Origin of the sequence: uncultured Mucilaginibacter sp. (assembly GCF_903913935.1) — a bacterium.
Classification (GTDB): domain Bacteria; phylum Bacteroidota; class Bacteroidia; order Sphingobacteriales; family Sphingobacteriaceae; genus Mucilaginibacter.
In genome coordinates this window covers 1-26,351 of sequence record NZ_CAIWNH010000120.1, presented here as the reverse complement: position 1 = coordinate 26,351, position 26,351 = coordinate 1, and the positions used below count along the sequence as shown (strand labels likewise).

General features: G+C 43.6%; 18 protein-coding genes. 17 read left to right on the top strand and 1 reads right to left on the bottom strand.

Features of this window, described 5'->3' with window-relative positions; genetic code table 11:
• The 17 genes from QZY09_RS04545 to QZY09_RS04465 all read left to right on the top strand — a co-directional run.
• Window positions 1-2,949, top strand: a 2,949-nt coding sequence (locus tag QZY09_RS04545) for a TonB-dependent receptor (protein ID WP_295668727.1), incomplete at its 5' end; no start/stop codon positions are given.
• A gap of 12 nt (window positions 2,950-2,961) precedes the next feature.
• Window positions 2,962-4,356 (top strand): RagB/SusD family nutrient uptake outer membrane protein, encoded by a 1,395-nt coding sequence (locus QZY09_RS04540; protein WP_295668723.1) that lies wholly within the window; start codon window positions 2,962-2,964, stop codon window positions 4,354-4,356.
• A 147-nt stretch (window positions 4,357-4,503) separates the two neighbouring features.
• A complete protein-coding gene (locus QZY09_RS04535; RefSeq protein WP_295668721.1) occupies window positions 4,504-6,063 on the top strand; it encodes an NAD(P)/FAD-dependent oxidoreductase in 1,560 nt (519 codons plus the stop codon).
• Window positions 6,064-6,123: 60 nt separating this feature from the next.
• Window positions 6,124-6,573 (top strand): hypothetical protein, encoded by a 450-nt coding sequence (locus QZY09_RS04530; RefSeq protein ID WP_295668718.1) that lies wholly within the window; start codon window positions 6,124-6,126, stop codon window positions 6,571-6,573.
• A gap of 59 nt (window positions 6,574-6,632) precedes the next feature.
• Window positions 6,633-7,976, top strand: a complete 1,344-nt coding sequence (locus tag QZY09_RS04525) for an aminotransferase class III-fold pyridoxal phosphate-dependent enzyme (protein ID WP_295668714.1) — start codon at window positions 6,633-6,635, stop codon at window positions 7,974-7,976.
• Entirely contained in the window at window positions 7,963-9,402 is a 1,440-nt protein-coding gene (locus QZY09_RS04520) for an NAD-dependent succinate-semialdehyde dehydrogenase (protein WP_295668711.1), read from the top strand. The genes QZY09_RS04525 and QZY09_RS04520 overlap by 14 nt, the downstream gene beginning before the upstream one ends.
• A 124-nt stretch (window positions 9,403-9,526) precedes the next feature.
• Complete coding sequence (locus tag QZY09_RS04515; protein WP_295668709.1) at window positions 9,527-10,900, top strand: Na+/H+ antiporter NhaC family protein; 1,374 nt, start codon at window positions 9,527-9,529, stop codon at window positions 10,898-10,900.
• A 13-nt stretch (window positions 10,901-10,913) separates the two neighbouring features.
• On the top strand, window positions 10,914-11,573 hold the full coding sequence (locus QZY09_RS04510) for a GNAT family N-acetyltransferase (protein WP_295668705.1): 660 nt from the start codon (window positions 10,914-10,916) through the stop codon (window positions 11,571-11,573).
• 142 nt (window positions 11,574-11,715) lie between these two features.
• Entirely contained in the window at window positions 11,716-13,071 is a 1,356-nt protein-coding gene (gene gabT, locus QZY09_RS04505; protein WP_295668700.1) for a 4-aminobutyrate--2-oxoglutarate transaminase, read from the top strand.
• A gap of 11 nt (window positions 13,072-13,082) precedes the next feature.
• Window positions 13,083-14,663 carry an amidohydrolase gene (locus tag QZY09_RS04500; RefSeq protein ID WP_295668696.1) on the top strand — a complete coding sequence of 527 codons (1,581 nt, stop codon included), beginning with the start codon at window positions 13,083-13,085 and terminating at the stop codon, window positions 14,661-14,663.
• Window positions 14,664-14,910: 247 nt separating this feature from the next.
• On the top strand, window positions 14,911-15,693 hold the full coding sequence (locus tag QZY09_RS04495; RefSeq protein WP_295668693.1) for an RMD1 family protein: 783 nt from the start codon (window positions 14,911-14,913) through the stop codon (window positions 15,691-15,693).
• A gap of 41 nt (window positions 15,694-15,734) precedes the next feature.
• Window positions 15,735-16,346: a DapH/DapD/GlmU-related protein gene (locus QZY09_RS04490; protein WP_295668690.1), complete on the top strand. Its 612-nt coding sequence runs from the start codon at window positions 15,735-15,737 to the stop codon at window positions 16,344-16,346.
• A gap of 234 nt (window positions 16,347-16,580) precedes the next feature.
• Window positions 16,581-17,330: a hypothetical protein gene (locus tag QZY09_RS04485; protein ID WP_295668687.1), complete on the top strand. Its 750-nt coding sequence runs from the start codon at window positions 16,581-16,583 to the stop codon at window positions 17,328-17,330.
• A 1-nt stretch (window position 17,331) separates the two neighbouring features.
• Window positions 17,332-20,103 carry a TonB-dependent receptor gene (locus QZY09_RS04480; RefSeq protein ID WP_295668684.1) on the top strand — a complete coding sequence of 924 codons (2,772 nt, stop codon included), beginning with the start codon at window positions 17,332-17,334 and terminating at the stop codon, window positions 20,101-20,103.
• A gap of 86 nt (window positions 20,104-20,189) precedes the next feature.
• Entirely contained in the window at window positions 20,190-21,320 is a 1,131-nt protein-coding gene (locus tag QZY09_RS04475; RefSeq protein WP_295668681.1) for a DUF4249 domain-containing protein, read from the top strand.
• Between the two features lie 43 nt (window positions 21,321-21,363).
• Window positions 21,364-22,503 (top strand): DUF4249 domain-containing protein, encoded by a 1,140-nt coding sequence (locus tag QZY09_RS04470; protein ID WP_295668678.1) that lies wholly within the window; start codon window positions 21,364-21,366, stop codon window positions 22,501-22,503.
• 33 nt (window positions 22,504-22,536) lie between these two features.
• Window positions 22,537-24,945: a hypothetical protein gene (locus QZY09_RS04465; RefSeq protein WP_295668675.1), complete on the top strand. Its 2,409-nt coding sequence runs from the start codon at window positions 22,537-22,539 to the stop codon at window positions 24,943-24,945.
• Between the two features lie 551 nt (window positions 24,946-25,496).
• Here QZY09_RS04465 and QZY09_RS04460 read toward each other — a convergent pair.
• Window positions 25,497-26,351: WecB/TagA/CpsF family glycosyltransferase (locus QZY09_RS04460; RefSeq protein ID WP_295668672.1), on the bottom strand; the 855-nt coding region annotated here is incomplete at its 5' end.

Sequence of the window (26,351 nt, the reverse complement as noted above, 5' to 3'; positions counted from 1 at the left end):
GTGCTCTCTTTTATTGGTTTTGATAAAAAGACTGTTCAGGTTAAATCAGAACTCACCATTCGCATCACCCTGCAGGAATCAAAAGCCGAGCTTAAAGAGGTGGTTGTTGTAGGCTACGGCAGCCAGAAAAAAAGTGAAGTTACAGGCGCCATATCTTCCATCAAAAACAAGGAATTTAAGGACCAGCCAGTATCGAATTTAGCTGCCAGCGTAGAGGGCAAACTATCGGGCGTAAATGTAACACAGCCGTCGGGCACCCCTGGTGCTGGCTTATTGGTAAGTATCCGCGGCGCGCAAAATCCTTTATATGTTGTTGATGGGGTGCCGATGGAAAGCGAAAGCAATTCATCCCTTGGTACATCATATAACCTTACCGGCCAATCCGTAGGCAGCGGCCAAAACATCAGTTCAATTTCGGATATAAACCCTGATGATATTGAATCAATTGAAATACTAAAAGATGCTTCAAAAGCCATCTACGGCTCACGTGCGGCCAATGGCGTAGTATTAATCACCACTAAACGTGGCAAGGCCGGCCAAACAGTGCTTAATTTCAATATGAACGTGGGTGCCCAGTCGGTTGAAAAAAAGATCCCGTTTTTAAACTCGCAGCAGTTTTATAACCTCACCAATACTGCAATAAAAAACGATATATGGATCTATCAAAACGATCTCGCGACCAACAACCCAAACCCGCATTTCGCATTATCTGATATGCAGGCAGCCGGAATAGTAGATGCCAACGGAAAAGCCATACCAAACCCGGCGGCACCTTATTATGATTTAAAAAGCCACATCAATACCAATTGGGAAGACGCCATTTTCCGCACGGCCCCGGTTGCTGATTATGAAATATCCGCACGAGGAGGTACCGATAAAACAAAGTTTTTTGTTGGCGGCAGTTATTATGACCAGGATGGTATTATCATTAACAACTATTACCGGCGGTATAATGTGCGTGCCAATATTGATAACCAGGCCACCGATAAACTATCCTTCGGTTTAAATACAAGTGCGTCCTACTCTGACAATAAACGAAGCTTTAATGATAATACCTATACCGGCGTTGTTACCAACGCTTTAGGCGCATCGCCATTAATGCCGGTTTATTCCTCGCCGGGGGTTTACGCTGATTTTACGCAGTACCAGGCGTATTGGTTGTCAGACAACCCGGTAAAATCAGCTAAGGAGATCAATGCGCATACCTACACCAACAGGTTCATTTCTTCCTTATTTGCCGAATACAAGATCATGAAAGACCTGAAGTTTAAATCAACTTGGTCAATTGACTATAACGACGTAAGCGACAATCAGTTTTTTTCAGCACTCACTGTTGACGCGCAGGCTGTAGGCGGCAAACTTTTGCTTGGTGAATCAAAAACGCTGACATGGTTAAACGAAAATATTTTTAATTACCAGCATCAATTTGGAAAAAGCAATTTAACGTTACTGGCGGGTTACTCTCAGCAGCAAAGTAAACTTGAACTTTCGCAAGGCGGCGGTGAAGGCTTTCCTGCTATCGGTGGCGTTCAAAACATCAACAATGCAGCCACACCTATAGTGGTTATAATTCCGTATCCGCTGGTTTATGATGCGCTTCGGTCATTCATTTCACGTGCCAATTATAGCTATGACGAAAAATACCTTCTGTCGTTCATTATGCGTGCCGACGGTTCGTCAAAATTTGCTCCCGGGCACCAATGGGGGTACTTCCCTTCTGCATCGTTAGGCTGGAATATTAGCAATGAGAGTTTTTTACAGGATAACAAAAGCATCAACTCCTTAAAATTACGGGCCAGCTATGGCTTTTCCGGCGACCAGGACAATGTGCCTTCCTACCAGGATTATGCTTATTGGGGCGCGGCAAAATACAACGGCGATGCAGGTTTCGTACCTTACAACATTTTAGGCCCTGCGCCGCTTACGTGGCAAACCAATAAGACTTTTAATATCGGGACTGATTTTGAGTTATTCAATCATTTTATCAATGGTTCGATTGAATATTTTATCTCGGATGAAACTAAATTATTGAATCAGGAACAGATCCCCGGCACCACCGGCTTTCAATGGGCCTATGCCAACTCCGGTAAAATTGAGGATAAAGGGCTGGAAATTCAGTTAAGCACCAATAACATCAAAACCAGGGATTTTACCTGGACAAGCTCTTTCAATATATCCTTCCTTAAAAACACTATTAAATCACTGGCGGTTGACAACCAATACATCAGCTCTTATAATGACCAGTCGCCAACCAATATCTTAAAAGTAGGACAACCAGTAGGAACATTTATTGGCGTGCGTTTTGCAGGTGTTGATCCGGCTAACGGCGATGCCCTTTACTACGCAGCAGATGGCACCAAAGAACGGGCCGACCAGGTGAATTTTACCCGGGATGCTACCGTGATAGGTAATGCCCGCCCCAAATTTTTCGGAGGGTTTACCAACGAATTCAAATACAAACAATTTGATGCGCTGGTTTCCACGCAGTTTAGTTACGGCAGTAAGGTATTCAACCTGATCCGTACCACCTACGAAAGCTTAGGCTGGAGCAGCGGATCAACACCGAGTGGCGCCTACCTGGGCGGCGTGTATGCCAATAATGATACCCGGGTTTTAGGCGCATGGTCGCACCCCGGCCAGGTTACCAATATTCCCCGGCCATCATTTTTATTGCAAAACTATTTCCCTAATTCGGATCAGTTCCTTGAAAATGGTTCATTCCTCAAGGTCCGCACCGTTAACATTGGCTATACCATCAGCAAAACAAAATTCTTTAACAGCATCCGGTTCTATTTACAGGCCGAAAACCTGCTAACGGTATCAAACTATATCGGTTTCGATCCCGAAGTGAGTTCAACAGGCGGCGCGAATGCTGCCACAGCGGGTATTGATTATGCAGCCTACCCGCCTGCCCGTACATTTAGTTTAGGTGTTGATGTTAAATTTTAATAAAGAAGTAAAATGAAGAAATTAATCCATATATCCTTTGTTAGTTTAATCGCTGCATCAGTAATAACGATAAGTAGCTGTGTTAAGCTAAAGCAAATATCACCAAGTGCCGTTCAGGCGGCACAACTTTTTAAAGATTCAACCGGTCTTTCCTCTGCACTTGTCGGGCTTTACAGCACCCTCGAGGTGCAGGATTATTATGGGGCAAATTACCCAATGATGTGCGACCTCAACAGCGATAACGGCGTCGCAGGTGGTTATAATAACACCTCGTTAAACGAGTTTGGCTCATACAATGTAACCTCATCCAACATCTTTATCCAAAACACCTATGTGGCAATTTACAAAACCGTTGCCACTGCCAATGCTATTTTAGCCGGTGAAAGCACGGTTACCGGCGCATCACAACAATACCTCAATTCGGTAAAGGGCCAGGCTTTAACCCTCAGGGCGATGGCGCACTTTGATCTGCTCCGCGCCTTTGGTTATCATTGGGACCTCACTTCACCATTTGGTATCCCGGTAGTAACCTCCGTGCAAAACAGCACAAGCGTTGTACCGCGCAGCACCGTCGCAGCTACCTACACTGCTATTATTGCTGACTTGCAGCAGGCCGCAACTTTATTAAAAAACAATACCGACCGCAATCCCAATTATATCAACCCGGCAATTGTAAATGCTTTACTGGCGCGGGTTTATTTGTATGAAAAGGATTATACCAATGCTGCCAAATATGCAACGCTGGTTATAAATGACGGTGCTTATGCGATTCTTGATAAAAACAATTTTACCAATATTTACACTTCGCATAACAGCAAGGAATCTGTTTTTGAATTACCCTTTAACCAGCAAAACCAAAGCGAATACAACGCTACAACTTATGCCCGCCCGGATGCGGCTTCAACTGAGGTTTTATTTCTTTTAAACCCCGACTTACAAGTATTTTTTGAAGGCCGTCCAGGTGATTTACGTTATAATTTGGTGGATACCCTCAACCCCAACGGCTACCTTCGTACCCTTAAATACAGCAGCGATATCAAGCAAAAGGATAACTCTGCTCTGGTGATCCGCATTTCAGAAATGTATTTAATCAGGGCCGAAGCATTAGGCAGAAGTGAGGGGCTTGCGGATGTAAATATGATCAGGACCAATCGCGGCCTGGCAGCGCTAAGCAGCGAAGAGGTACCGGATGACGCAACTTATGCACAGGTGGTGTCGGACGAGAACCGCGCGGAATTCAATTTTGAAGGCCACCGCTATTTCGACCTGGCCAGGACAGGGCAAGTGGTAAATGTATTAACGCCTTTAACGAGTTTAACGGTAACCGTAGCCAATTCATGTTACCCGATACCGTTAAGAGAGATCAGCGCGACAGGAGGCACTGTTATTCAAAATCCAGGATATTAATCAATTAGCGAATGGGTGAATTAGTGAATGGGACAATTCGAAGTACTGGAAGGACCATCAATAAACATTCAAAACTTCTTCAATTCACTAAATCACTAACCCGCCTGCCGGCAGGCGGGTTCAATAATTCACTAACTAAATAAAAACATGGCACATTACCCCATTGCCCGTTTATTACGATCTGCCTTCTACTCAGCGGTGAGTGAAGATAAAGAAGCAACCGAACTATTAAATGAATACAGCGATAGCCGCCGCAAGTTTTTAAAACAAATGGCGATTGCGGCAGGCGCAGCTGCACTTACCCCGGGTATATTGAGCCTTTCCTCCTGTGGAAAAAGCAGCGAAGGCAGCATTGCGATCATTGGCGCTGGCATAGCCGGCTTAAATGCCGCATACCAGTTACAAAAAGCAGATATTAAATCCACCATATACGAAGCCTCCGATCGTATCGGCGGCCGGATGTTTACGCTGAGGGATGAATTTGGCAAAGGGCTTACGACGGATATCGGCGGTGAATTTGTTGACACAACTCACACAGATATTCTTCAACTGACTAATGAGCTCGGCCTGTCTCTGTACGACCTGAGAAAAGATGAACTGGCGCGCAAAACATTTTATTTTGGCGGCAGGCGTTATAATGAAGACGATCTGAAGGCGGCGCTAAAGCCTTTTGTAGCCCAATTGGTGAAGGATATTAAATCACTACCCGAAGTTATCAGTTATAAAGCTGCTGCCCAATTTGAACACCTCGACAAACAAACCATCACCGGATACCTTTCAGCTATCGGAATGAAAGGGTGGCTATTTGACTTTTTGAATGTTACGCTCACGCGCGAATATGGCATGGAAGCCTCCGTCCAGTCGGCCGTTAATTTCCTCATTATGTTTGAAGCGCCGAAAGAAGCCGAAAAAGGTTACGCACTATTCGGTTCAGATCATGAAATATTTAAAATACAAGGCGGAAGCAGTTCTTTGACCGATGCCCTATATCAAAAAGTAAAAGGTTCTGTCAGAACCGGACATACTTTAAAAGCTATAAGTAAAAACAGTAACGGAGGGTATGACCTTTCGTTTGACGACCAAGGATCCGCAATTGCTATCCAGGCCGACCACGTGATCATCGCTATTCCGTTTACCATGCTCCGATTTGTCAGGATCGATGTGCCATTTCCAGCCGAAAAAACAAAATGTATCAACGAAATTGGATACGGCAACAGCAGTAAATTTATTGTCGGGGTGAATAACGGCAAGCCGTGGCGGCAACATGGACAACAAGGCTATACCTTTACCGACCTGTTTTTTGGCTGCGGATGGGACAGTAGCCAGATGCAATCGGATACCGAAGGCAGCTTTACTGTTTTTGGCGGCGGTAATTTTAGCGATAAGGTAAAAGACGCCAGCCTCGACGATCTGAAAAACAAGATCGTTCCCGAACTGAATACCATATTTCCAGGTATGGACAAAGCTTATACCGGTAAAAATACCAAATTCTGCTGGAGCGAAAATCCCTATTCAAAAGCGGGATACAGCTCGTTTAAAGCCGGGCAATGGAGCACTTTGGCAGGCTGGGAAGGCGTGCCTGTTGAAGAAATTTACTTTGCCGGCGAACATGTAAGCCGCGAATTTCAGGGCTACATGAACGGGGGTGCACAAACGGGCAGGGTTGCAGCAGAAATGCTGATGAAATCATTGGCGGGGAATGGGTGAGGACGGCGCTGTACCAGATAAATAATTAATGATTGTGAAGAATATCTAAATTTTGTTAAAATGGAATTATCCGAAAATAATGCGATTGCACTTTTGCTAGATCTTAACGAGGATATCGAAGAGTATGCTGATTGCGCTGTGAAAAATGTCATCGTGGACAAAAACTTCGAATACCTCAATTATCCGCCTAATTGTGGCTTTAGTGATTTAGAAAAGGAAGAGCTACATAAACTTGATAATAACCCACATCTTAAAAATGCATTGAGAAAGATTATTGCAGATAGCAGTGCAGGCGTGATTTTTAATATGCTGAATTTACTTGACGGCACAGGATCTCCGAAAAAAATGTATAAAGAATGGACCGGTGTGCAACTTGTGAATGAAGAACCTGAAAATGACAGTGAATCTTTTGCCGGTACACTTCATGACTATCTGTTTGAAACCTATTGGACATGGAAAAAAATAAGGGACGATAAAGACTGGAAACTTGACACGCTGGAAGAAAATTAGAATAGTTTAATTCGAATTAATAATCGGTGAAATCAATTATATAAATCGGTGAAATCAAAATGACAAATAGTAAAGAAATATTAGCGAGAAGGAGGCAGTTTGTACCGGATGCGATTGGCATATTCAATCCGTCAACTGCAGTAAGTGCAAAAGGCGCAGTGATCATTGATGCAGACGGGCAGGAAATGATCGATTTTGCCGGTGGGATCGGCGTGGTAAATGCCGGCCATTGCCCGGAGCCAGTTGTTAAAGCCATTGCCGACCAGGCGGCGAAACTGATCCATTGCAGTTTTAACGTAGCCACCTACGACCTGTATATGCAGGTTGCCGAAAAACTGGTGAGCCTGTTTCCGCATGGCGATCATACTAAAGTAATGCTCACCAATTCCGGGGCCGAAAGCGTGGAGAACGCGATCAAAATAGCCCGTCAGGCAACCGGCAGGCCAGCAATAATTTGTTATGGAGGCGCCTTTCATGGACGTACTATGATGAGCATGACGCTTACTTCCAAAGTTGGGTACAAACTGGGTTGCGGACCCTTTGCCCCTGAAGTTTATAGAATTCCTTTCCCGGATTATTATCATGACCCGCGGGGCGCAAATCTGGATGAGTTTTCAGACCATCACCTGCGCGAACTGGAAGACTTTTTTCATACCAATGTACCGGCCTCTCAGGTAGCGGCTGTTATTATGGAGCCCGTACAGGGCGAAGGCGGCTTTAATGTCGTTCCAAAAAAATACCTCGAAGGCATGCGTGCCATTTGCGATAAGTATGGCATTTTATTGATTTTAGATGAAGTGCAAAGCGGCTTCGGCCGTACAGGTAAATGGGCCGCTTACCAGCATTATGAGGTAACGCCTGACATAACTACCTGGGCAAAAAGCATGGGCAGCGGTATGCCGATAGGCGCTGTGATGGGCAAAGCGCATATCATGGATGCCTGCAAACCCTCCACTATTGGCGGCACTTACCCGGGCAACCCGGTTTGCTGTGCGGCATCGCTGGCTACGTTCAATTACATGGAGGAGATTGACATCAACGCGCTTGGCGAAAAAGTGGGCGATATCGTCAGGAAACGATTCAACCGCTTCAAAAAGCAATTCAGCGCAATCGGAGATGTGCGCGGCCTCGGCGCAATGATGGCTTTTGAACTGGTAAAAAATAACGACCCGCAACAACCGGATGCCGACCTGTGTAAAAAACTCATCAGCTACTGTGCCGATCATGGCCTTATCGTCATCAATGCGGGCATCAACGGCAATATCATCAGGGTATTAAGCCCGCTGGTGATCGAAGAAAGTTTATTGAATAAGGGCTTAGATATAATGGAAGCAGGCTTAGCCCATTTATGCGGCGAGCCTGTTAACGAATCAAAAATGGAGATCAGTGATGTCAGCAAATAAACAATTTATCAATGGGGTTTGGGTGGATGCGGTCGATGGCCATGAAATCTCCCTTGTTAACCCGGCAACCGAAGAAGTGCTAAGCAGGATCAGTTTCGGCAACGAAAAAGACGCCGCTTTAGCCATTGATGCTGCGGATGCAGCGTTCAAAACCTGGAGCAAAACAACGCCCTATTACCGGGCCGAAATATTAAAAAAAGCCGCCAATTATTTAAGGGAGCACCTGGATAAAATAGCGCACGACATGGTGCTTGAAAGCGGGAAACCTTTATTAGAGGCCCGCGGTGAATGGACGGTAGCCGCCAATTTATTTGAGTGGTATGCCGAAGAAGGTAAACGTGCCTATGGTAAAGTGATCCCCACCAATAGGGTTGATAAACGGAGCTCGGTTATACTTCAGCCGATGGGCGTTATTGGTGTTATTACGGCGTGGAATTTCCCGGCGTATAACCCGGCAAGGGCCTGGGCCGCGGCTTTGGCTGCAGGCTGTACGGTTGTGGCCAAACCATCCGAAGACACCCCTCTTTCAGCCTATCATTTGGTTGATGCACTTTCCGCGGCAGGCTTGCCTCCCGGTGTTTTAAACCTGGTAATTGCCGAAGCTTCGCCCGTGGGTGATGCCATGCTGCATGACAAACGGGTAAAAAAGATCAGTTTTACCGGGAGCACCCGTGTAGGAAAAATACTAATGGACGGTGCGAGTAAAACCCATACCAAACTTTCGCTGGAGCTGGGCGGTAACGCGCCAGTGATCATTTTCGATGATGTGGATGTGGATGAAGTTGCCAAAGCAGCATCCATTGCCCGTTTCCGCAATAACGGCCAGGTTTGCGTTGCGCCGCAACGATTTTACATTCATAAAAATATTTACGATCAGTTTGCCGAATCGGTTAAAAAATATGTCTCATTGCTAAAAGTGGGCAGCGGTTTTGAGGAAGGCGTAAACGTTGGCCCGCTCATCACCGGGAAGCAACGCGACAGTGTGTTTGACTTGCTGGAAAAAACGAGGATCGAAAAAGCCGAAGTGCTAACCGGCGGCCACCGGCCACATCATTTGGATAAAGGTTATTTCATCCAGCCCGCTGTTGTCGCTAATTTGAATCAATCCTCAACATTGGCAAGGCATGAAATATTTGGCCCGGTGCTTCCTTTGTTCCGGTTTGATGATTTGGAGGAGGCGCTACACAAAGCCAATGATACCGAATACGGCCTGGCAGCTTATGCCTTCACCAATAATTTAAAAACAGCCATTAAAGTATCCGAGGGGCTGGAATTTGGCATTGTCGGCATTAACGAATGGGCCCCGCACGGCACCGAATTGCCCTTTGGCGGCTGGAAATACAGCGGCCAGGGCCACGAAAGCGGCAGCGAGGGTTTGTATGAATATATGGAGAAGAAGTTAATAAGTATCGGAGGAATTGTTTAAGTCCGAAGTCTTGAGTCGAAAGTCTTAAGTCATAATCAATTACAATCGGTGAAATCACTACAAAATTCAATAATTCACTAACTCACTAACCCGCCTGCCGGCAGGCAGGTTCAATAATTAACGAATGGCATACGGCGCAATAGCATTAATACCACCAGCAGTAGTTATAATACTGGCCATCAAGCAAAAAACCTCGTTCGAGCCTTTGCTGATCGGCTGCCTGGTTGGCTATGCGATCATTGGCTTTCACGACAAAACCAACTTCTTCACCAATTTTGTTGATTCGTTCGAAAAGGTCTTAGGTGATAGTGCTTCAGTTTGGGTGATTCTGGTTTGCGGTTTATATGGCTCGTTAATCGGGTTAATGGTACGGAGCGGCGGTACGATGAAATTTGGCGAATGGGCTTTAACCAAAATAAAAACAAAACGGGGCGCCTTGATGGGGGCATGGGGTTTAGGCCTTTTTATTTTTTTGGATGATTATATGAGTGCACTGACCGTTGGTTTTTCAATGAAGAAAATCACCGATGCCTTTAAAATTCCGCGAGAAAAGCTGGCCTACATTGTAAATACAACAGCAGCCCCATGGTGCGTAGTGGTTCCGCTTTCGACATGGACTATTTTTGTTGGAAATATCCTCGAAACCTCGCACGTGGCCGCAAAAGGGCAGGGCCTGGTAACGTACTGGAAAATAATCCCATTTGTATCCTACGGTTATGTATCTGTTTTGATTATTCCGCTATTTATTTATGGGATCATTCCTTGGTTTGGAAAATTAAAAAAGGCCGATATCCGCGCTGAGGAAACCGGGCAACTTGTCGCATCCGAGTTTAATGATGTTGCTACACTGGATGTGAGTCCGATGAACCCCGCTAAACAATCCAAATTGGTATATTTCTTAATCCCGATCGCCGTGCTGCTTATTGCCACTATCGTTTTGGACAAAGACGCTTTAAAAGGAGTAATGGTAGCTGTTGCCTTTACTTTTATCTATTATCTGGTCATAAAAGTAGGTTCATTTAAACAATTATCCGAAACCATGTTCGGTGGATTCAGCAGCATGCTTTATGCCCTTGCCATTTTAATGATGAGCTATGTGCTGAAAGATGTGAACGATAAAATGGGACTTACCCAATATGTTTTACATGCTGCGTCGCCTTACCTCAACAAAGAATTTCTGCCTGTGATCGTGTTCGTTTCGCTTTCGCTGATCTCGGTCACTACGGGTTCATCATGGGGTTTATATGCTATCGCGATACCACTTGTGGTGCCATTGGCACAGCATTTTGGCTCAAATGTATTATTGAATTGCGGTGCGGTCATCAGCGCCGGCGTGTTTGGCGCCAATGCCTGCCTGTACTCCGATGCTACCGTGCTTACCGCGCAAAGTACGGAATGCAATAACCTGGATCACGGCTTATCGCAACTACCGTATGCCACCATCGCCTTTGCGCTATCATCAGTTGTTTACATCATAATGGGGTTTACCATCCATTAATTAAAATATTAAAATGCATACCATTATTAAAAACTATTGCATTACAACAAACTCGGGCCTGGTGGTGCAAAACACCCGGCCGGAACACGCTGCACAACTGGAAGATTTGCAGCGGGTGGTTTTTCCTACACTTGCGGAAGACGAACTGATTTTAAGGCAACATTACCTGAGGCACCTGGAAATATTTCCGGAGGGACAGTTTGTGATCACCGATAAAGACAGGGTGATTGGCATGACCACCACCATGCGCTGCACTTTTGATATGTCCAACCATCACCACACCTTCAAAGAAACCTTTGCGGGCGGCTGGATGACTAACCATGAGCCTGATGGCGACTGGCTTTATGGACTGGATATTGGCGTACATCCTGATTACCGGGGTCAGGGACTGGCACGGTTACTTTACAGGGCAAGGCACGAAGTCACACGTCAGCTGGGGTTGAAAGGACAGATCACCGTAGGGATGATGAGCGGTTACGGCTGGATAAGTGAATCAATGAGTGGCGAAAATTATTATGCCGAACTGATTGCTGGTAAAAGAACCGACCCCACCATCACCCCGCAAATGAAAATTGGGTTTGAGCCTATTGCTTTGATACCTGATTATTTGAATGATCCCGTTTGCGGCAATTACGGCGTATTGATAAAACTGGACATTAATAACGACGTGTGAAGACGTCCGGAATCCGGAAAAGTCTGAAAGAAAAAATTTAATAAACAGTTATTCGAACAAAAAAACCAACTAACAAAATTATACCATTATAACCTTCCGGACTTTCCAACTTTCGGGACTTCCGGACTAAAAAACAACAACCATGTCGTTTATAAAATTAAAAACAGCATTACCCGGGCCTAAAGGACTGGCAGCATTGGAGAGAAGAAAGAACGCCTTACCGGCGGGCCTGGCAAAATCAACCGAAGTAGTGGTTGAAAAAGCCGAAGGCGCATTGGTGTGGGATGTTGATGGCAACCAACTGCTCGATTTTGCGGGCGGTATAGGGATGATCAATGTGGGTCACCGCAATGAGCAGGTAGTGAATGCCATAAAGGAACAACTGGATAAATACATCCATACCTGCTCCTTGGTTACCACCATGGAACCCTATCTCGACCTGGCAGAATTACTAAACAGCATTACACCCGGTGATTTCCCTAAAAAAACCTTGCTGGCCAATTCTGGTTCCGAGGCGGTAGAGAACGCGGTAAACATTGCTAAATATCATACCAAACGTAACGCAGTTTTATGTTTCGAGGGCGCTTATCACGGCCGTACCTTGTTAACGCTCAGCCTCACCAGTAAATATGCTTTATTTAAAAAGGGCTTTGGCTCTTATGTATCGGATATTTACCGCATACCTGCACCCAATACTTACAGGGGGATTAACGGTATGAGCGAAGATGAATATGTAGCTTATTGTATTAAAAAACTGGAGGAAGCCTTTATTTCGCAAGTCGACCCGGAATCGCTTGCGGCAATTATTATTGAGCCGGTGCAGGGCGAAGGCGGCTTTTTGCCCATACCGCCCGCTTACCTGCATAAACTGCGCGAGGTATGCGATAAATACGGCATTGTGTTTATTGCCGACGAAATTCAATGCGGCGCCGGGCGAACCGGTAAATTCTTCGCGGTGGAACATAGCGGTGTAATCCCGGATATTATTGTGAGTGCAAAATCCATCGGCGCGGGTATGCCCATCAGTGCGGTAACCGGCAAGGCTGAAATAATGGACGCGCCGCATTTAGGCGGCATTGGGGGCACCTACGGCGGAAGCCCGGTGGCCTGCGTTGCAGCTATTGAAGCTATTAAGATCATCAAAAGTGAGAGTTTTTTAAAAAGGGTAAATGAGGTAGGTGAAATCATCCGAACTACTTTGGAAAGCTGGAAAGATAAATATTCACTCATTGGGGATGTTCGCGGCATAGGGGCAATGCGACTGGTTGAATTCGTAAAAGATCGCGACAGCAAAGAACCGGATGCGGAAGCAACCCTGGAGATCATTAAAGATGCCGTGGCGCATGGATTGATAATGATAAGGGCTGGTTTGTTCAGTAACTGTATCAGGCTGCTGCCACCTATTGTGATCACCGATGAGCAGTTAACCGAAGGTTTACAGGTTTTGGAAGATGCCATTGCCCGTGCCCAGGCCAAAAGAAGCCCTGTTTTGGTTTAATAAAATTTTATATGCCGTCATTAATTATCCATAACGCCAACCTCCTTTCTTTTAACGATGGTTTCACCGGTAAGGGGTGCGATACTATCGCGATAGATGGTAACCGTATTAAGGCCATCGGGCGCTGGGATGAGCTAAAATCTTTGGTTCAATCAGGAACAGAAGTAATTGATGCCGGTGGCAAAACTTTAATGCCGGGCTTTAACGATTCGCACATCCATATCTGGAAGGTAGGCAACCTGGCAACGTACATGCTGGACGTACGCAAAGCCGGCAGTATGGATGAAATGTTGGGGATGATAGAAAGCTATCACCAAAGCAATCCTGACCTTAAATGGATAACCGCCCGCGGCTTTAACGAAGCAGGCTGGAAAGAAGGCCGCATGCCCGACAAAAACGACCTGGATAAGGTGGTTAAGGAAAAACCAGTTTACCTTATCCGCACCTGCGCCCACATTGCTGTTGCCAATACCCGCGCTTTGGAAATAAGCAATATTACTATAAATACACCCGTTCCCGATGGCGGCGTAATGTACCAGGGCAATGATGGCAAGCCAAACGGCATTTTCTCAGAAACCGCGCTGGGTTTGGTCAGCAAAAATATCCCTGCTTACACGAAGGACGAGTTAAAGATAATGGTGAAGGCCGCCCGGAAGCAATTATACAGCTTTGGTATTACCGCGGCCACAGACCCTGCGGTCGATCCTTTGCTGCTGGAGGCCTATTACGAAATGTATTCCGCAGGCGAACTTGGTTTCCGGCTAAATGCTATACCTATTTTGCTGCCTGATGGCGGTGAAAGGCCCTATGATCTGCCTGAACATTTCTCATCAGACTGGCTCAACGTAAATACCGTTAAATTTTTTAGCGATGGCGGTTTAAGTGGTAAAACTGCCGCGTTGAAACGTTATTATAAAAACACCAATGAACATGGCGTGCTCAGGTTACAAGAGGCACAATACCTAAAATTGGGCCGTGCAGCCATGGAAAAAGGCCTTGGCCTTGCTACCCACGCTATTGGCGATGCGGCAATTGCGTTTGTTATCGATAACTATATTAAACTGGGAGAATTGTTCCCCGGGGTTTTAAGAAGGATTGAACACCTTGGGCTGCCCGAAGAAAAGCACCTGGAATTGATGGCCAAACACCAGATCGCCACCTCCATGCAAACCATCTTCATCAGCGAACTGGGTAAAAATTTCAGGCAATACCTGGATCAGGATTATTTGAACCAATGTTACCCGGTCCGCTCGGTATTAAAGCATGGTATTCTTACGGCACTATCATCGGATGCGCCGGTAGTAAGCAATTTAAACCCCGTTAAAGGCATGGAAGCCGCCGTAACCCGGAGAGATAACGAAGGATTTGCCATTGCGCCCGATGAAGCAATCAGCATTGCTGATGCTTTAAAAGCTTATACCTTAAGCGCAGCTACTATTGGCCAAACCCCGCAATTTGGTACATTTGAGCCGGGGCAGCTGGCTGATTTTATTATGCTGAACCGCGACCCGTTAAGCATGGCGCCCGCCGACATTTCAACGCTAATAGTTGAGCGGACATTTATTGATGGAAAATGTGTTTATGAAAATTGAATGATTGTATATCAGGTTTTTCAGTTAATGGCCAAACCCATCGGGTTCCGATATCAGTAGAAAAATTAAAAAAGAAGATATTCATGCGATCGGTACAAAACATCGCGAAATTCCATACCGATGGCTAGGTAAAAACGTGGTAATGATTTTTCTATTGATATAAAGCATCTAATGGTGCTTTTGACATGCGTTAATTAACTAAACCGCACTGATTTATGTATCTTTAATGTATGCTAAATAATCATATATGTTAGTACAAGTTTTATCCTACCAGGTAGCTGATAGCATTGATATAAAAACCTTTAAATCTACATTCAAGGCCGAGTTGTATTTTGGCGATACTGATGAATTGTTTTACATCACCGACGAAGGCCAGTACATCTATGTTTTTAAGTATGGCGTTGTTTGCTTCTTAAATTATGATCCTATAAGGATCTCTGAATTTTTAAGGCTGATTTATCCCTTCTGCAAAAACAAATTTGATGAGAGTTTGGAGGAGGAATTCAAGATCCAGACAAACTCCGCAAAAAACAAAATTGGCTTCAATTCCATCGAGATCATGGGCTCGGATATTGAAGTGTTGCGCCTAATCATGCTGAATGTTTCCCAATCAGTCGCGCTTGATTATTACCAGGAACAAACCAGTAAATTGCTGGAAGAAACCAACTACCATACACAAATATTGGAGGCAAAAGGGAGCCTGAATATATCAGGCATAAACCTGAAAAAATACATCGGAAAAACATTGCTGCTGAAAAACCGCATAGCAGAAAACCTTTATATTTTTGACGCACCGCCTGAAACATGGGAAGATGAAAATCTAAATAAGATCCATAATGACCTCAACCGCACCTTCGATCTGAATGAAAGGTTCAGAAACATTCAGGAAGGTTTAAGTATCATTAAAGACAATTATGAACTTTTCAGGGACCTGTTGCAATACCGTACCAGTTACAGACTGGAATGGGTAATTATAATCCTCATCATGGTTGAAGTGCTGAATATCTTCATCCAGAGAATATTTAGTTAAGTTTGGCTGCAAGAATTGAAAAAAGGTAAATTACCACCATTATGGGACTGTCATCTTCAATAAAATCAAACCCCGGGTTAAAAAAAATAGCCCATAAAATGATTGTTGGCAATGCACGCCCACGCTGGTGGGTGCGCTGGTTTGTTACCCCCTTTATACACCACCGTGGCAAAGGCTCGTGCATCCGCTGGAGCGCCCGTGTAGATATATTCCCATTTAACAAATTTTCACTCGGTGCAAACACCACTATTGAAGATTTTTGTACCGTAAACAACGGCGTAGGTGACTTACTCATCGGCGATGATTCGCGCATTGGGCTGGGTAGTGTTTTGATAGGCCCTGTTACTATCGGCAACCAGGTTATTTTAGCTCAAAATATTGTATTAAGCGGCTTAAACCATACCTATTCAGACGTCACAATACCCATCCGCCTGCAAAAAGTAACCACCGCCCCTATAATTGTTGAAGATGAGGTATGGATAGGTGCGAACGCCGTAATTACCGCAGGGGTTACCATTGGTAAACACAGCGTTGTTGCAGGCGGCTCTGTTGTTACAAAAAGCATCCCCCCCTATAGTGTGGCAGTCGGCAATCCAGCCCGTGTGATCAAAAAATATGATTTTGAAAAAGGCGAATGGGTTAAAGTATCCTGAGGTTAAATGAGCCTTCTCAACTTTTTTTAATCTGCCCGACACCCTCCTTTTGTATCTGAAGTTTGAATTACTAGGTGGACACTCAAGAAAGTCTTCTATATTAGCATATTCTTTTTTTTGCTCATTTAATTTGAGTTTAAAAAAAGCAAAAACATCCCTTACTGCCAAAAAATCGCCATTAATTTGTTTTTTAAAGATTGTTTTTTTAAATTACAAAATAAAATTTTAACCTAAATGAATAAACACGCCCTTGTCAAATTGATCTGCTTTTTCGCTTTGGTTATCACATTCAAAACCGCAGCCTCGCAACCCGTCTCAGACAGCATAATTTACAAACAATCTGTTTTTAACCTCGCCAGTCGCTTTGACCTTGCAATAGGCGAAGAATCGTGGCTATACAACGGTTACAGCTTCCGCGGCTATGATGCCGGAATAAAAGGGACCCCTTTTTTAGAGGATGCCACGGGCTGGCGAAATGGATCAGTTACTTACGACGGAGAAACTTACCAAAACGTACCCATGCTGTACGATATTAATGCAGACCACCTCATCGTGCTTTTAGATAACCATAGTTCACCCTATCGGCTGGTAAGCGATAAAATCGCAAGTTTTGACCTGATGGCCCGGCACTTTATCAGAATTCCGGACAATTCCGGGGGCCTGAAGACAGGATTTTATGAGCAGCTTTATGGAGGCAGATCGGCAGTGTTGAATAAATGGAAAAAAACCATTAATACCAGCCGGGGCGGCTCGGGCATGGAGCGCATTTTTGTACCCATTAACGAAAATAAAGACTACTACATTAAAAAAGGCGATAAATATTACGGCATAGGCGACGCCAGCCTTGGCACAGTGCTCGATTTTTTTAAAGACAAGAAAAAAGAACTCAAACAGTATATCAGGGATAATAAAATAAAGTTTAACAGTCTTAACGATTTGGCTTTGGTCAACATAGTGACTTATTATGACCAAATAACCAAATAGTATGAAAATAATATACGCTTTAGTTATCCTTTTATTTATTGGTGCCGTTGTTAACGCGCAAAACGCCGCGTTAAAAACGTTTAGTGTGAATTTTCAGCAAGCCGGCACAGAGCAAGTGGTGAAAGACCTTGAATCGAAAACAGGCTACCATTTCTATTACAATCCCGTTCAGTTTGACAGCCTTAAGGTAACGTTGCAACTGAATGATAAAACGCTGGGTGAAATCCTGAATGCTGCATTTCTCAATACAATCTATCATTACACCATTGTTCCGGCAAAAATGTGGGTTTTTCTGACCAGGGATAAAGAGATTCATCCCCTCGTAGCAACTGGTTATTTTACCCCTAAACCCAATCAGGTCACCATAACCAATACCGAACCGGTTACCGACCTGACTGCCACCGATAAAAAACCAGCGATTGAATCGACAATTGAGAACAAACTTTATGAAATCGGCATAAAAACAAACGAAGTTAAACCCGGCAATGCAACTATCTCGGGCTATGTAAAGGAACTTAAATCAGGCGATGCTATAGCCGGCGCAAGCATTTTTGTAGCCAACACAAAAACCGGCGTAGTTTCTGATAAATTTGGTTACTATACCTTATCGTTACCGCGCGGAAGGGAACTGTTGATCGTGAAGGCGATCGGGATGAAAGATACCCGGAGGCAGCTGATGCTTTATACCGATGGCGAATTGAATATTGAATTACAGGACCAGGTTACCCGTTTAAAAGAAGTAAAAATATCAGCCGACAAGGTTGCCAATGTCCGAGGCGTAGAGCTCAGTGTTAACCGGCTCGACATTAAAAACATTAAGCAGGTACCCCAGATTTTTGGCGAGACTGACGTTTTACGCATAGTATTAACGCTACCTGGCGTGCAGTCAGTGGGCGAGGCTACAACAGGCTTTAATGTCCGGGGTGGTGCCGCCGACCAAAACCTTATCCTGCTGAATGATGCCACTATTTACAATCCCGCTCACTTTTTTGGCTTCTTTTCGGCATTTAATCCAGACATCGTAAAGGATGTTGAATTGTATAAAAACAGTATTCCCGAAAAATTTGGAGGTCGTTTATCTTCCGTACTGGAGGTTACTGACCGCGAGGGCAACAAAAAGATCTTTACAGGTTCAGCAGGGATCGGTCTGTTGACAAGCCGGCTAAATGTTGAAGGCCCCATAGTTAAAGATAAGACTTCGTTTATTTTTGGCGCACGCACCAGCTATTCTGATTGGCTATTGAGTTTACTACCCGCTGAATATAAACACAGTCACGCTTCCTTTTATGATCTTAACCTTGATATCAGCCACCAAATTAACAAGAATAACAATATTTACATTACCAGCTACCTGAGCAACGACAATTTTAGGTTAAACAGCGATACCACTTATAATTATAGTAACCAAAATGCAAATATTAAATGGAAACATAATTTCAACACCAAGCTATTCGGGGTATTAACCGCCGGTTACGATGGCTACAAGTATGACATTTCGAGTATTCAAAACCCCGTTGACGGCTATAAACTGAAGTTTAATATCAACCAAACCAATTTTAAGACTGATTTTACCTATTATGTTAACAGTAATAACACGATAGATTTTGGCGTTAGTGCAATCTATTACCAATTAAATCCGGGTGATGAAGAGCCTTACGGAAACGGCTCGTTGGTTGTACCCAACATGGTGCCGGCGGAACACGCGCTGGAGACTGCCGTATATCTTGGCGACAAATATGATATAACCGATGACCTAACGATAAGCGCCGGTGTGCGTTTTTCTGTTTACAATTACCTCGGTCAGCAAACTATAGATAATTATGCCCCAAACCTGCCGCGGTCGTCAAACAATGTTATCGACAGCACCACCTATGGCAAAGGAAAAATCATCAACACCTATTCTCACCCTGAAATAAGAATATCTGCCCGCTATAATTTAAGCGACGACCTTTCCATAAAAGCAGGATATAATACGCTTGCACAATACATTCACTTACTTTCAAATACGACTGCCATCTCTCCTATAGACGTTTATAAGCTAAGCGACCCCAACATTAAACCTCAATACGGCGACCAGGTTTCGCTTGGCTTGTATAAAAACGCAAAAGCTAATACCATTGAGGCCTCGGTTGAAGTTTATTATAAGCGCATCAATAATTACCTCGATTATAAAAGCAGCGCCTCGTTACTGCTCAATCAGCATATTGAACAGGATGTACTGAATACACAGGGCAAAGCCTATGGTATTGAGTTTTCATTGCGAAAAACTGCAGGCAAGTTAAACGGATGGGTCAACTATACCTACTCGCGAACCTTTTTACGTCAAAACGATCCGAATGCGGGTGAATTGATCAACGGTGGCGCCTATTACCCTGCAAATTATGATAAGCCCAACGCATTTAATTTTACGGGTAATTACCGTTTTACACACAGGTATAGTGTTTCATTAGATGTTACCTACAGTACAGGACGGCCCATCACCTTGCCGATTGCCAAATATTATGCCTACGGATCAGAAAGGGTATTTTATTCTGACAGGAATGAATACAGGATACCTGATTATTTCAGATCGGATTTTTCCTTAAATATTGATGGTAATCATAAAGTTCACCAGCGGTTCCACAACTCGTGGAGCGTGGGCGTTTATAATTTAACCGGAAGGCAAAATGCGTATTCAACATTTTTCCAGGAACAGGGCGGCGCTATTAACGAGTACCAGCTTTCCATATTTGCAAAGCCGATACCGTTTATAAATTATAACATAAGGTTTTAAAAAGAATTGTGACTATTTGAAAAGTAAAGAGCTGTATGTTCAAAATAGAAAAGTATTATTTGATTTTCCTTTTACTTATTTTTTTGATGACGAATTGTAAAAAACAAATTAGTTCGTCAGTAACCAGTGCGCCCAATAATTATCTTGTGGTTAATGGCAATATCACACCCAATGATACTACTGTAATTTCGTTGAGCCGTACCGTAAATATATCAGGACAGGCAAATTCGAAACCCGAACTTAACGCTACCATAAGTATTGAAGGGTCACAGGCCGATAGTTATCACTTAACTGCAACCGGTAACGGAAACTATGTATCCGCCCCGCTAAATTTATCACCAACACAGAGTTATCGTTTAAAAATCACAACAGGCGACGGCAAACAGTATGCATCGGACTTTGTACCGGTTAAGAATTCCCCGCCAATTGATACAATAAAATATACCGTCAAAAATAGCGGACTGCAGATCAATGTAAACACGCACGACCCCGCCAATAACACCCATTATTACAGGTGGGATTATACCGAAACGTACATTATCCATTCCTTGTATTACTCCCATTTCATGGTAGTAAATCATGACACAACAGCTGTGCGGCCAGCAGACCAGCAAATCTACCAATGCTGGGTAAATGATACTTCCAGCACGATCGTTTTGGGCACGTCGGCAAAATTATCAGAAGATATTATCAGCGATCAGCCGATTATTGCTATTCCATTTAACTCCGAGAAGGGATTTATCCGTTATAGTATATTGGTTAAACAACATGCATTAACCGCCGATGCCTTTAATTATTTTACGCTGCTAAAAAAGAATACAGAACAACTGGGCAGTATTTTTGACGCGCAACCATCGGCGTTAGAAGGCAATATACACTGCACATCAAACCCGGCTGAACCAGTAATAGGTTACGTAACCGCAGGAACAACAACTCAAAAACGCATATTTATTGATCATAACAATCTTCCTGGCTGGGCTACGTCAAAGGCAGATGCTGCCTGCTCGGCGGATACGCTGCTTTATATTCGTGCAATTACGTTTCCGACAGGGGGGGGGGTAGTTTACCGTGAGGTGCATGACCTTATTTATGGCGGGGTAAAAACACCTATTGACAGCGTAGGGCACTATCCCACGGGGGGCTTCACAGCTGCATTCCCGCAATGTGTTGACTGTACATTGAGGGGCGTAAATAAACCGCCTGCATTTTGGAAATAAAGAAATGATATTGAAACAGAGATATATTATTTTAACAGTAATAATGTTGATTGCATTTGCCTGTAAAAAGCAAATCAGCTCGTCCGTTACCGGTGCACCTAATAATTACCTGGTGGTAAACGGAAATATTATGCCTAATGACACCACAACGATCAGCCTTACCCGGACGGTAAATATTTCTGGAAACGCCAATTCCAAACCTGAGTTAAATGCTTCGGTTAGCGTGGAAGGTTCGCAGGGAGCCCATTATAACCTGGCAGCGAACAGCAATGGCACCTACGTTTTGGCGCCAGTAAACTTGTCAGCCGCGCAAAATTATCGCCTGAAAATTACGACCAGCGACGGTAAGCAATTCGCTTCGGATTTTGTACCTGTGAAGAATTCGCCGCCAATTGACACGATTAACTATGGAATTCAAAGTAAGGGTCTCCAAATCAATGTAAATACCCATGATCCGGCTAACAACACGCATTATTACCGATGGGATTACACTGAAACCTATATTATTCACTCCCTATATAACTCGCACTATATGGAAGTAAATCATGACACCACTGCCCCCCGGCCAGCCGGTAAAGAAATATACCAATGCTGGGCCAGCGATACCTCCAGCACTATTGTTTTGGGCTCGTCAGCGAAATTATCCAAAGATATCATCAGTGCGCAACCTGTTATCGCTATCCCTTCAACTTCCGAAAAAATACATATCAGGTACAGTATTATGGTAAAGCAATATGCTTTAACTACAGATGCCTACAACTATTTTGTATTGTTAAAAAAGAACACCGAACAGTTAGGCAGCATTTTCGATGCACAGCCCTCCGAGCTAACTGGGAATATCCATTGTTTAACAAACCCGTCTGACCCGGTAATCGGATTTGTAACAGCAGGTTCAGTTAGCCAGCAGCGCATTTTTATTGATAATGCAAATTTACCTGCATGGCAGGCCGATCTTCCATTTAAAGGCTGCTCGGCAGATACGCTTGTGTATATTTATACCATACCAAGATCTGTTCCCCCGCAATTAATTTTTCAGGTTAAGGAATTTATTTATACAGATGTAATGATCCCAATTGACTATGTCGAAGGCTTTTACCCAAACAACGGCTACACCGCAGCATTCCCCTATTGTGTTGACTGTACTTTAAGGGGAACTAACAAGCAACCCTCATTCTGGAAATGAAAACAATAAATAATTAACCGCAATGCTCCGCATATGAAGAACGCAACAGTTATTTTTTTCGCATTGGTAAGTTTGGCAGCAGGCCATGCAATGGCACAGCAGGCCGTGCCCGCCGAAATGGCTCCCATTCAAAAAAACCTCAACGATTACAATACCAATTCGTTGCAGGAAAAACTATTTGTACATACAAACAAAAACTCATGTACGGCCGGGGAATTGTTATGGTTTAAAATTTATAATGTCGACGGCATTTACCTGCACCCGATAAACATCAGCAAAGTGGCTTATGTTGAGGTGCTGGATAATAACCAAAACCCGGTACTGCAAACCAAAATAGCGATGAAAGATAACGGGGGAGATGGGTCTTTGTTTATCCCCCTAACAGTGCCAACGGGCAACTACACCCTGAGGGCCTATACCAATTGGATGAAGAATTTTAGCACGGATTATTATTTCTCAAAAAAGATCACCATTATCAACCCCCTAAAAAGCCCTGAAGCCGTTGGCAAAACAAACGCAACCGCGTATGATATACAGTTTTTCCCTGAAGGAGGTGAACTGGTAAATGGCATGGAAAGCGTTGTTGGTTTTAAAGTAGCCGACCAGTGGGGCAAAGGCCTAAACTTTAAAGGTGCAATTTTAAACGAAAAAAATGACACCGTTGCGAGGTTTGCCCCCCTTAAATTCGGCCTGGGTCATTTTACCTTTAAGCCGGAGAATTTTGGCGTTTACCACGCGATGATAAAAATAGATGGTAAAGAAATTCAAAAAAAGTTGCCGGTTATTTACGCAAAAGGGTACGTAATGAATTTAACAGATAACGGGTCTGGAACGCTATCTGTTAAGGTAAACTCAAACTTAACAATAGAAAACCTCTACCTTTTTGCCCAAACCAGGAATGCAGTAAAACTTATTGAAACAACAGTTTGTGATAACGGCACAGCAAATTTCACGATTGATAAAAGCAAACTGGGCGATGGTATTTCGCAAATTACTATTTTCAATGGTGAGCGCAGCCCTGTTTGCGAACGACTTTATTTTAAAAGCCCCCAAAAGCACTTAATGCTAAGCGCCGCGACTAGTGGGGGTGGATATGGGCTCCGTAAAAAGGTTGAAGTCGCTATTACTGCTAAAGGCCAAAATGGAATGCCCGCAGCTGCTGATCTTTCTGTAGCTGTTTACCGGCTCGACTCCCTGCAATATGACGATAAAATGGACATCCTGAATTATTTATGGTTAAGCGCAGACCTGAAGGGAACCATTGAATCACCTGAATATTATTTCAACAGCAATGACGCATTGTGGCTGGAAGCTGCTAATAACCTAATGCTCACCCAAGGCTGGCGCAGTTTCTCATGGAAAGATGTATTCGAAAACAAACCCCGGTCATTTACATTTTTACCAGAATTTAATGGTCCAATCATCAATGGTAAAATCACTAACCAATTAGGCCAAAAGCCGGCTAAAGATGTTTTTGTTTACCTGGGCATACCTGGCAAAAGCGTTCAGTTATATGCTTCAAAGAGCGACTCCCTTGGCCGTTTAACTTTTAATATGAAAGCTTTTTATGGCCCTTCAGAAATTATTGCGGAAACCAATACCGAAATCGACACCAATTACCATATCGATATATTGAGTCCCTTTTCAGAACAATTTACAAAAGTAGTGCTACCTCATTTTACCGTTACCCCGGCTATGGAAACAAGTTTTGAAGATCAAAGCCTGGCAATGCAGGTGCAAAATATTTACAATGGCCCCTTATTAAAGCAGTTTAATGAACCCCGGGCCGATAGCGGCGCTTTTTATGGTGAGCCGACAAAAACTTATTTATTGGATAATTATACCCGGTTTACAACTATAGAAGAAATCATGCGCGAATACGTCCGAGAGGTAAACATTAGCCGCCCGCATGAACAATTCAGGATAAAAGTAGTTGATGGCGTTGGCTTTTTGAGTGAAAATGACCCGATGGTATTAGTAGATGGTATTCCATTTTTTAAGGCAAACAAGGTATTCGCAATTGACCCGCTTAAATTGCGCAAACTTGAAGTTGTGCCCTATACCTATTACCTGGGTCCTTCTACCGAACAGGGTATATTCAGTTTTACGAGCTATAAGAGCGATTTCGGCGGTGCCGAGATTGACCCGCATGCCGTGGTTATAGATTACGAAGGCCTTCAAATGCAACGACAATTTTACGCGCCGGAATATGATACCGAACAGAAGGCATACAGCAGAACACCTGATTTCAGGACAGCATTGTACTGGTCGCCTAATGTTGTTACCGGCACCGATGGCAATAAAAATGTTTCATTTTATACCTCTGATTTGCCTGGGAAATATGTAGGTGTAATCCAGGGCATCACCCAAAATGGCGATGCCGGCAGCCAAACGTTTACTTTTGAAGTGAAACCCTATTTAAGCGCTCAAACAAATAAATAGAAAGGGTCGCTTATTTATTAACCCACACGTTAATGGCTAATAAATTAGGCTGGCGCCGAAAAATTTTGCCATCTGCTTATTCCTTTCCTCTCGGTAATAAAGACTCAAACCCAGACTTAAGCATACCGTAACTGGAAGCAAACATTGCTAAATTGAAAAAAATTTAATTTTCTGACGTAACTCCTACCAATCATATGGGATTAATACTATATTTGTAGCATTGATTTTAGCTTTGGCACAGATCGCATTATGACGTACATGACAAAGGGTTAAGGCAGCAAAAATAGTGCAGGCAATTGCAATGTGAACAAAATGAGGCGTTGTATGGTTACCGGTAAACCATAGCGACCGTGAAACGTGTACACGGATGAACCCAAATAGGGGGATTGATTAACTGATATACAAGAGAACGGCTTGCGGTAATGCGTCCGGTATTGTATTACCTGTCCAATGCTATAATAAACAATAAAAAGGATTGTGAATTGCGCATTTGCCGCACAATAACGATCATAGTCATTGCTATATTTGATCAGGACAAATAACCTCGTTGTTTAAGAAATGCTGACACTTTTATACTTTTGTTTATCCCTACCTGTGTCATTCATCTTTTCTATTGCCGATCGATATTCAACACTATTGAACTTGATTTTCTCGTAAAATAAAAGCCTTAAAAAGGCAATATTGGTAACAAGGTATCTTTTAAACAGCCTCCTCGGCTCTAAAAGCAAGCGGTATAACCATTCAAGGCTGTTCCTTTGCATCCACATTGGTGCCCGTTTTTGCAATCCTACAAATACTGGCAAGGCACCACCGATACCGATCATTACAGAATGGATCCGGCCTTTCATTTCAGCCATCCACCACTCCTGCTTGGGGCATCCCAGGGCAACAAAAACGATATTGGCGCCCGATTGATTGATGTTATCAACAATAGCCGATTTTTCAGCTTCAGTTAGATACCTGAAAGGAGGAGAATAGATTCCTGCAATGTTTAACAATGGGTAGTTTTCTTTTAAAAAAACTTTGGCATGCCCTATCAATTCGGGCGCGCCGCCGTAAAAATAAACAGAAAGGTTTTCTTTAATCGATCTTTCTATCAATAAAGGAAGCAGTCCCATCCCGTCAACCCTATGCTGCTCAATACCATATAAAAACTTAAAACTTTTCGCCAAAGGCATGCCATCAGGGGTTGTAATTTCAGCATCGTTAATTATACGCTGAAAAGACTTTGACCTATGAGCTTCAACCAGCATGTGCGCGTTAGCAATACAAACATATGAGGATCTTTTTTCTCTGCCCAAAGCAAGAATAAAAGTAACAAATTCTTCATATGCTCCCCAGGATACATCGATTGATAAAATTCTCTTTCTGTTCAACATTGCGGGTAGTGTTCTTATTATTAACAG

Excerpts from the sequence above, each read along its gene's own strand:
- QZY09_RS04490 (WP_295668690.1), top strand. The coding sequence starts at position 15,735 with ATGGGACTGTCATCTTCAATAAAATCAAACCCCGGGTTAAAAAAAATA.
- QZY09_RS04465 (WP_295668675.1), top strand. The coding sequence starts at position 22,537 with ATGAAGAACGCAACAGTTATTTTTTTCGCATTGGTAAGTTTGGCAGCA.
- QZY09_RS04540 (WP_295668723.1), top strand. The coding sequence starts at position 2,962 with ATGAAGAAATTAATCCATATATCCTTTGTTAGTTTAATCGCTGCATCA.
- QZY09_RS04515 (WP_295668709.1), top strand. The coding sequence starts at position 9,527 with ATGGCATACGGCGCAATAGCATTAATACCACCAGCAGTAGTTATAATA.
- gabT (WP_295668700.1), top strand. The coding sequence starts at position 11,716 with ATGTCGTTTATAAAATTAAAAACAGCATTACCCGGGCCTAAAGGACTG.
- QZY09_RS04535 (WP_295668721.1), top strand. The coding sequence starts at position 4,504 with ATGGCACATTACCCCATTGCCCGTTTATTACGATCTGCCTTCTACTCA.
- QZY09_RS04475 (WP_295668681.1), top strand. The coding sequence starts at position 20,190 with ATGACGAATTGTAAAAAACAAATTAGTTCGTCAGTAACCAGTGCGCCC.
- QZY09_RS04485 (WP_295668687.1), top strand. The coding sequence starts at position 16,581 with ATGAATAAACACGCCCTTGTCAAATTGATCTGCTTTTTCGCTTTGGTT.
- QZY09_RS04530 (WP_295668718.1), top strand. The coding sequence starts at position 6,124 with ATGGAATTATCCGAAAATAATGCGATTGCACTTTTGCTAGATCTTAAC.
- QZY09_RS04510 (WP_295668705.1), top strand. The coding sequence starts at position 10,914 with ATGCATACCATTATTAAAAACTATTGCATTACAACAAACTCGGGCCTG.
- QZY09_RS04495 (WP_295668693.1), top strand. The coding sequence starts at position 14,911 with ATGTTAGTACAAGTTTTATCCTACCAGGTAGCTGATAGCATTGATATA.
- QZY09_RS04470 (WP_295668678.1), top strand. The coding sequence starts at position 21,364 with ATGTTGATTGCATTTGCCTGTAAAAAGCAAATCAGCTCGTCCGTTACC.
- QZY09_RS04525 (WP_295668714.1), top strand. The coding sequence starts at position 6,633 with ATGACAAATAGTAAAGAAATATTAGCGAGAAGGAGGCAGTTTGTACCG.
- QZY09_RS04480 (WP_295668684.1), top strand. The coding sequence starts at position 17,332 with ATGAAAATAATATACGCTTTAGTTATCCTTTTATTTATTGGTGCCGTT.
- QZY09_RS04520 (WP_295668711.1), top strand. The coding sequence starts at position 7,963 with ATGTCAGCAAATAAACAATTTATCAATGGGGTTTGGGTGGATGCGGTC.
- QZY09_RS04500 (WP_295668696.1), top strand. The coding sequence starts at position 13,083 with ATGCCGTCATTAATTATCCATAACGCCAACCTCCTTTCTTTTAACGAT.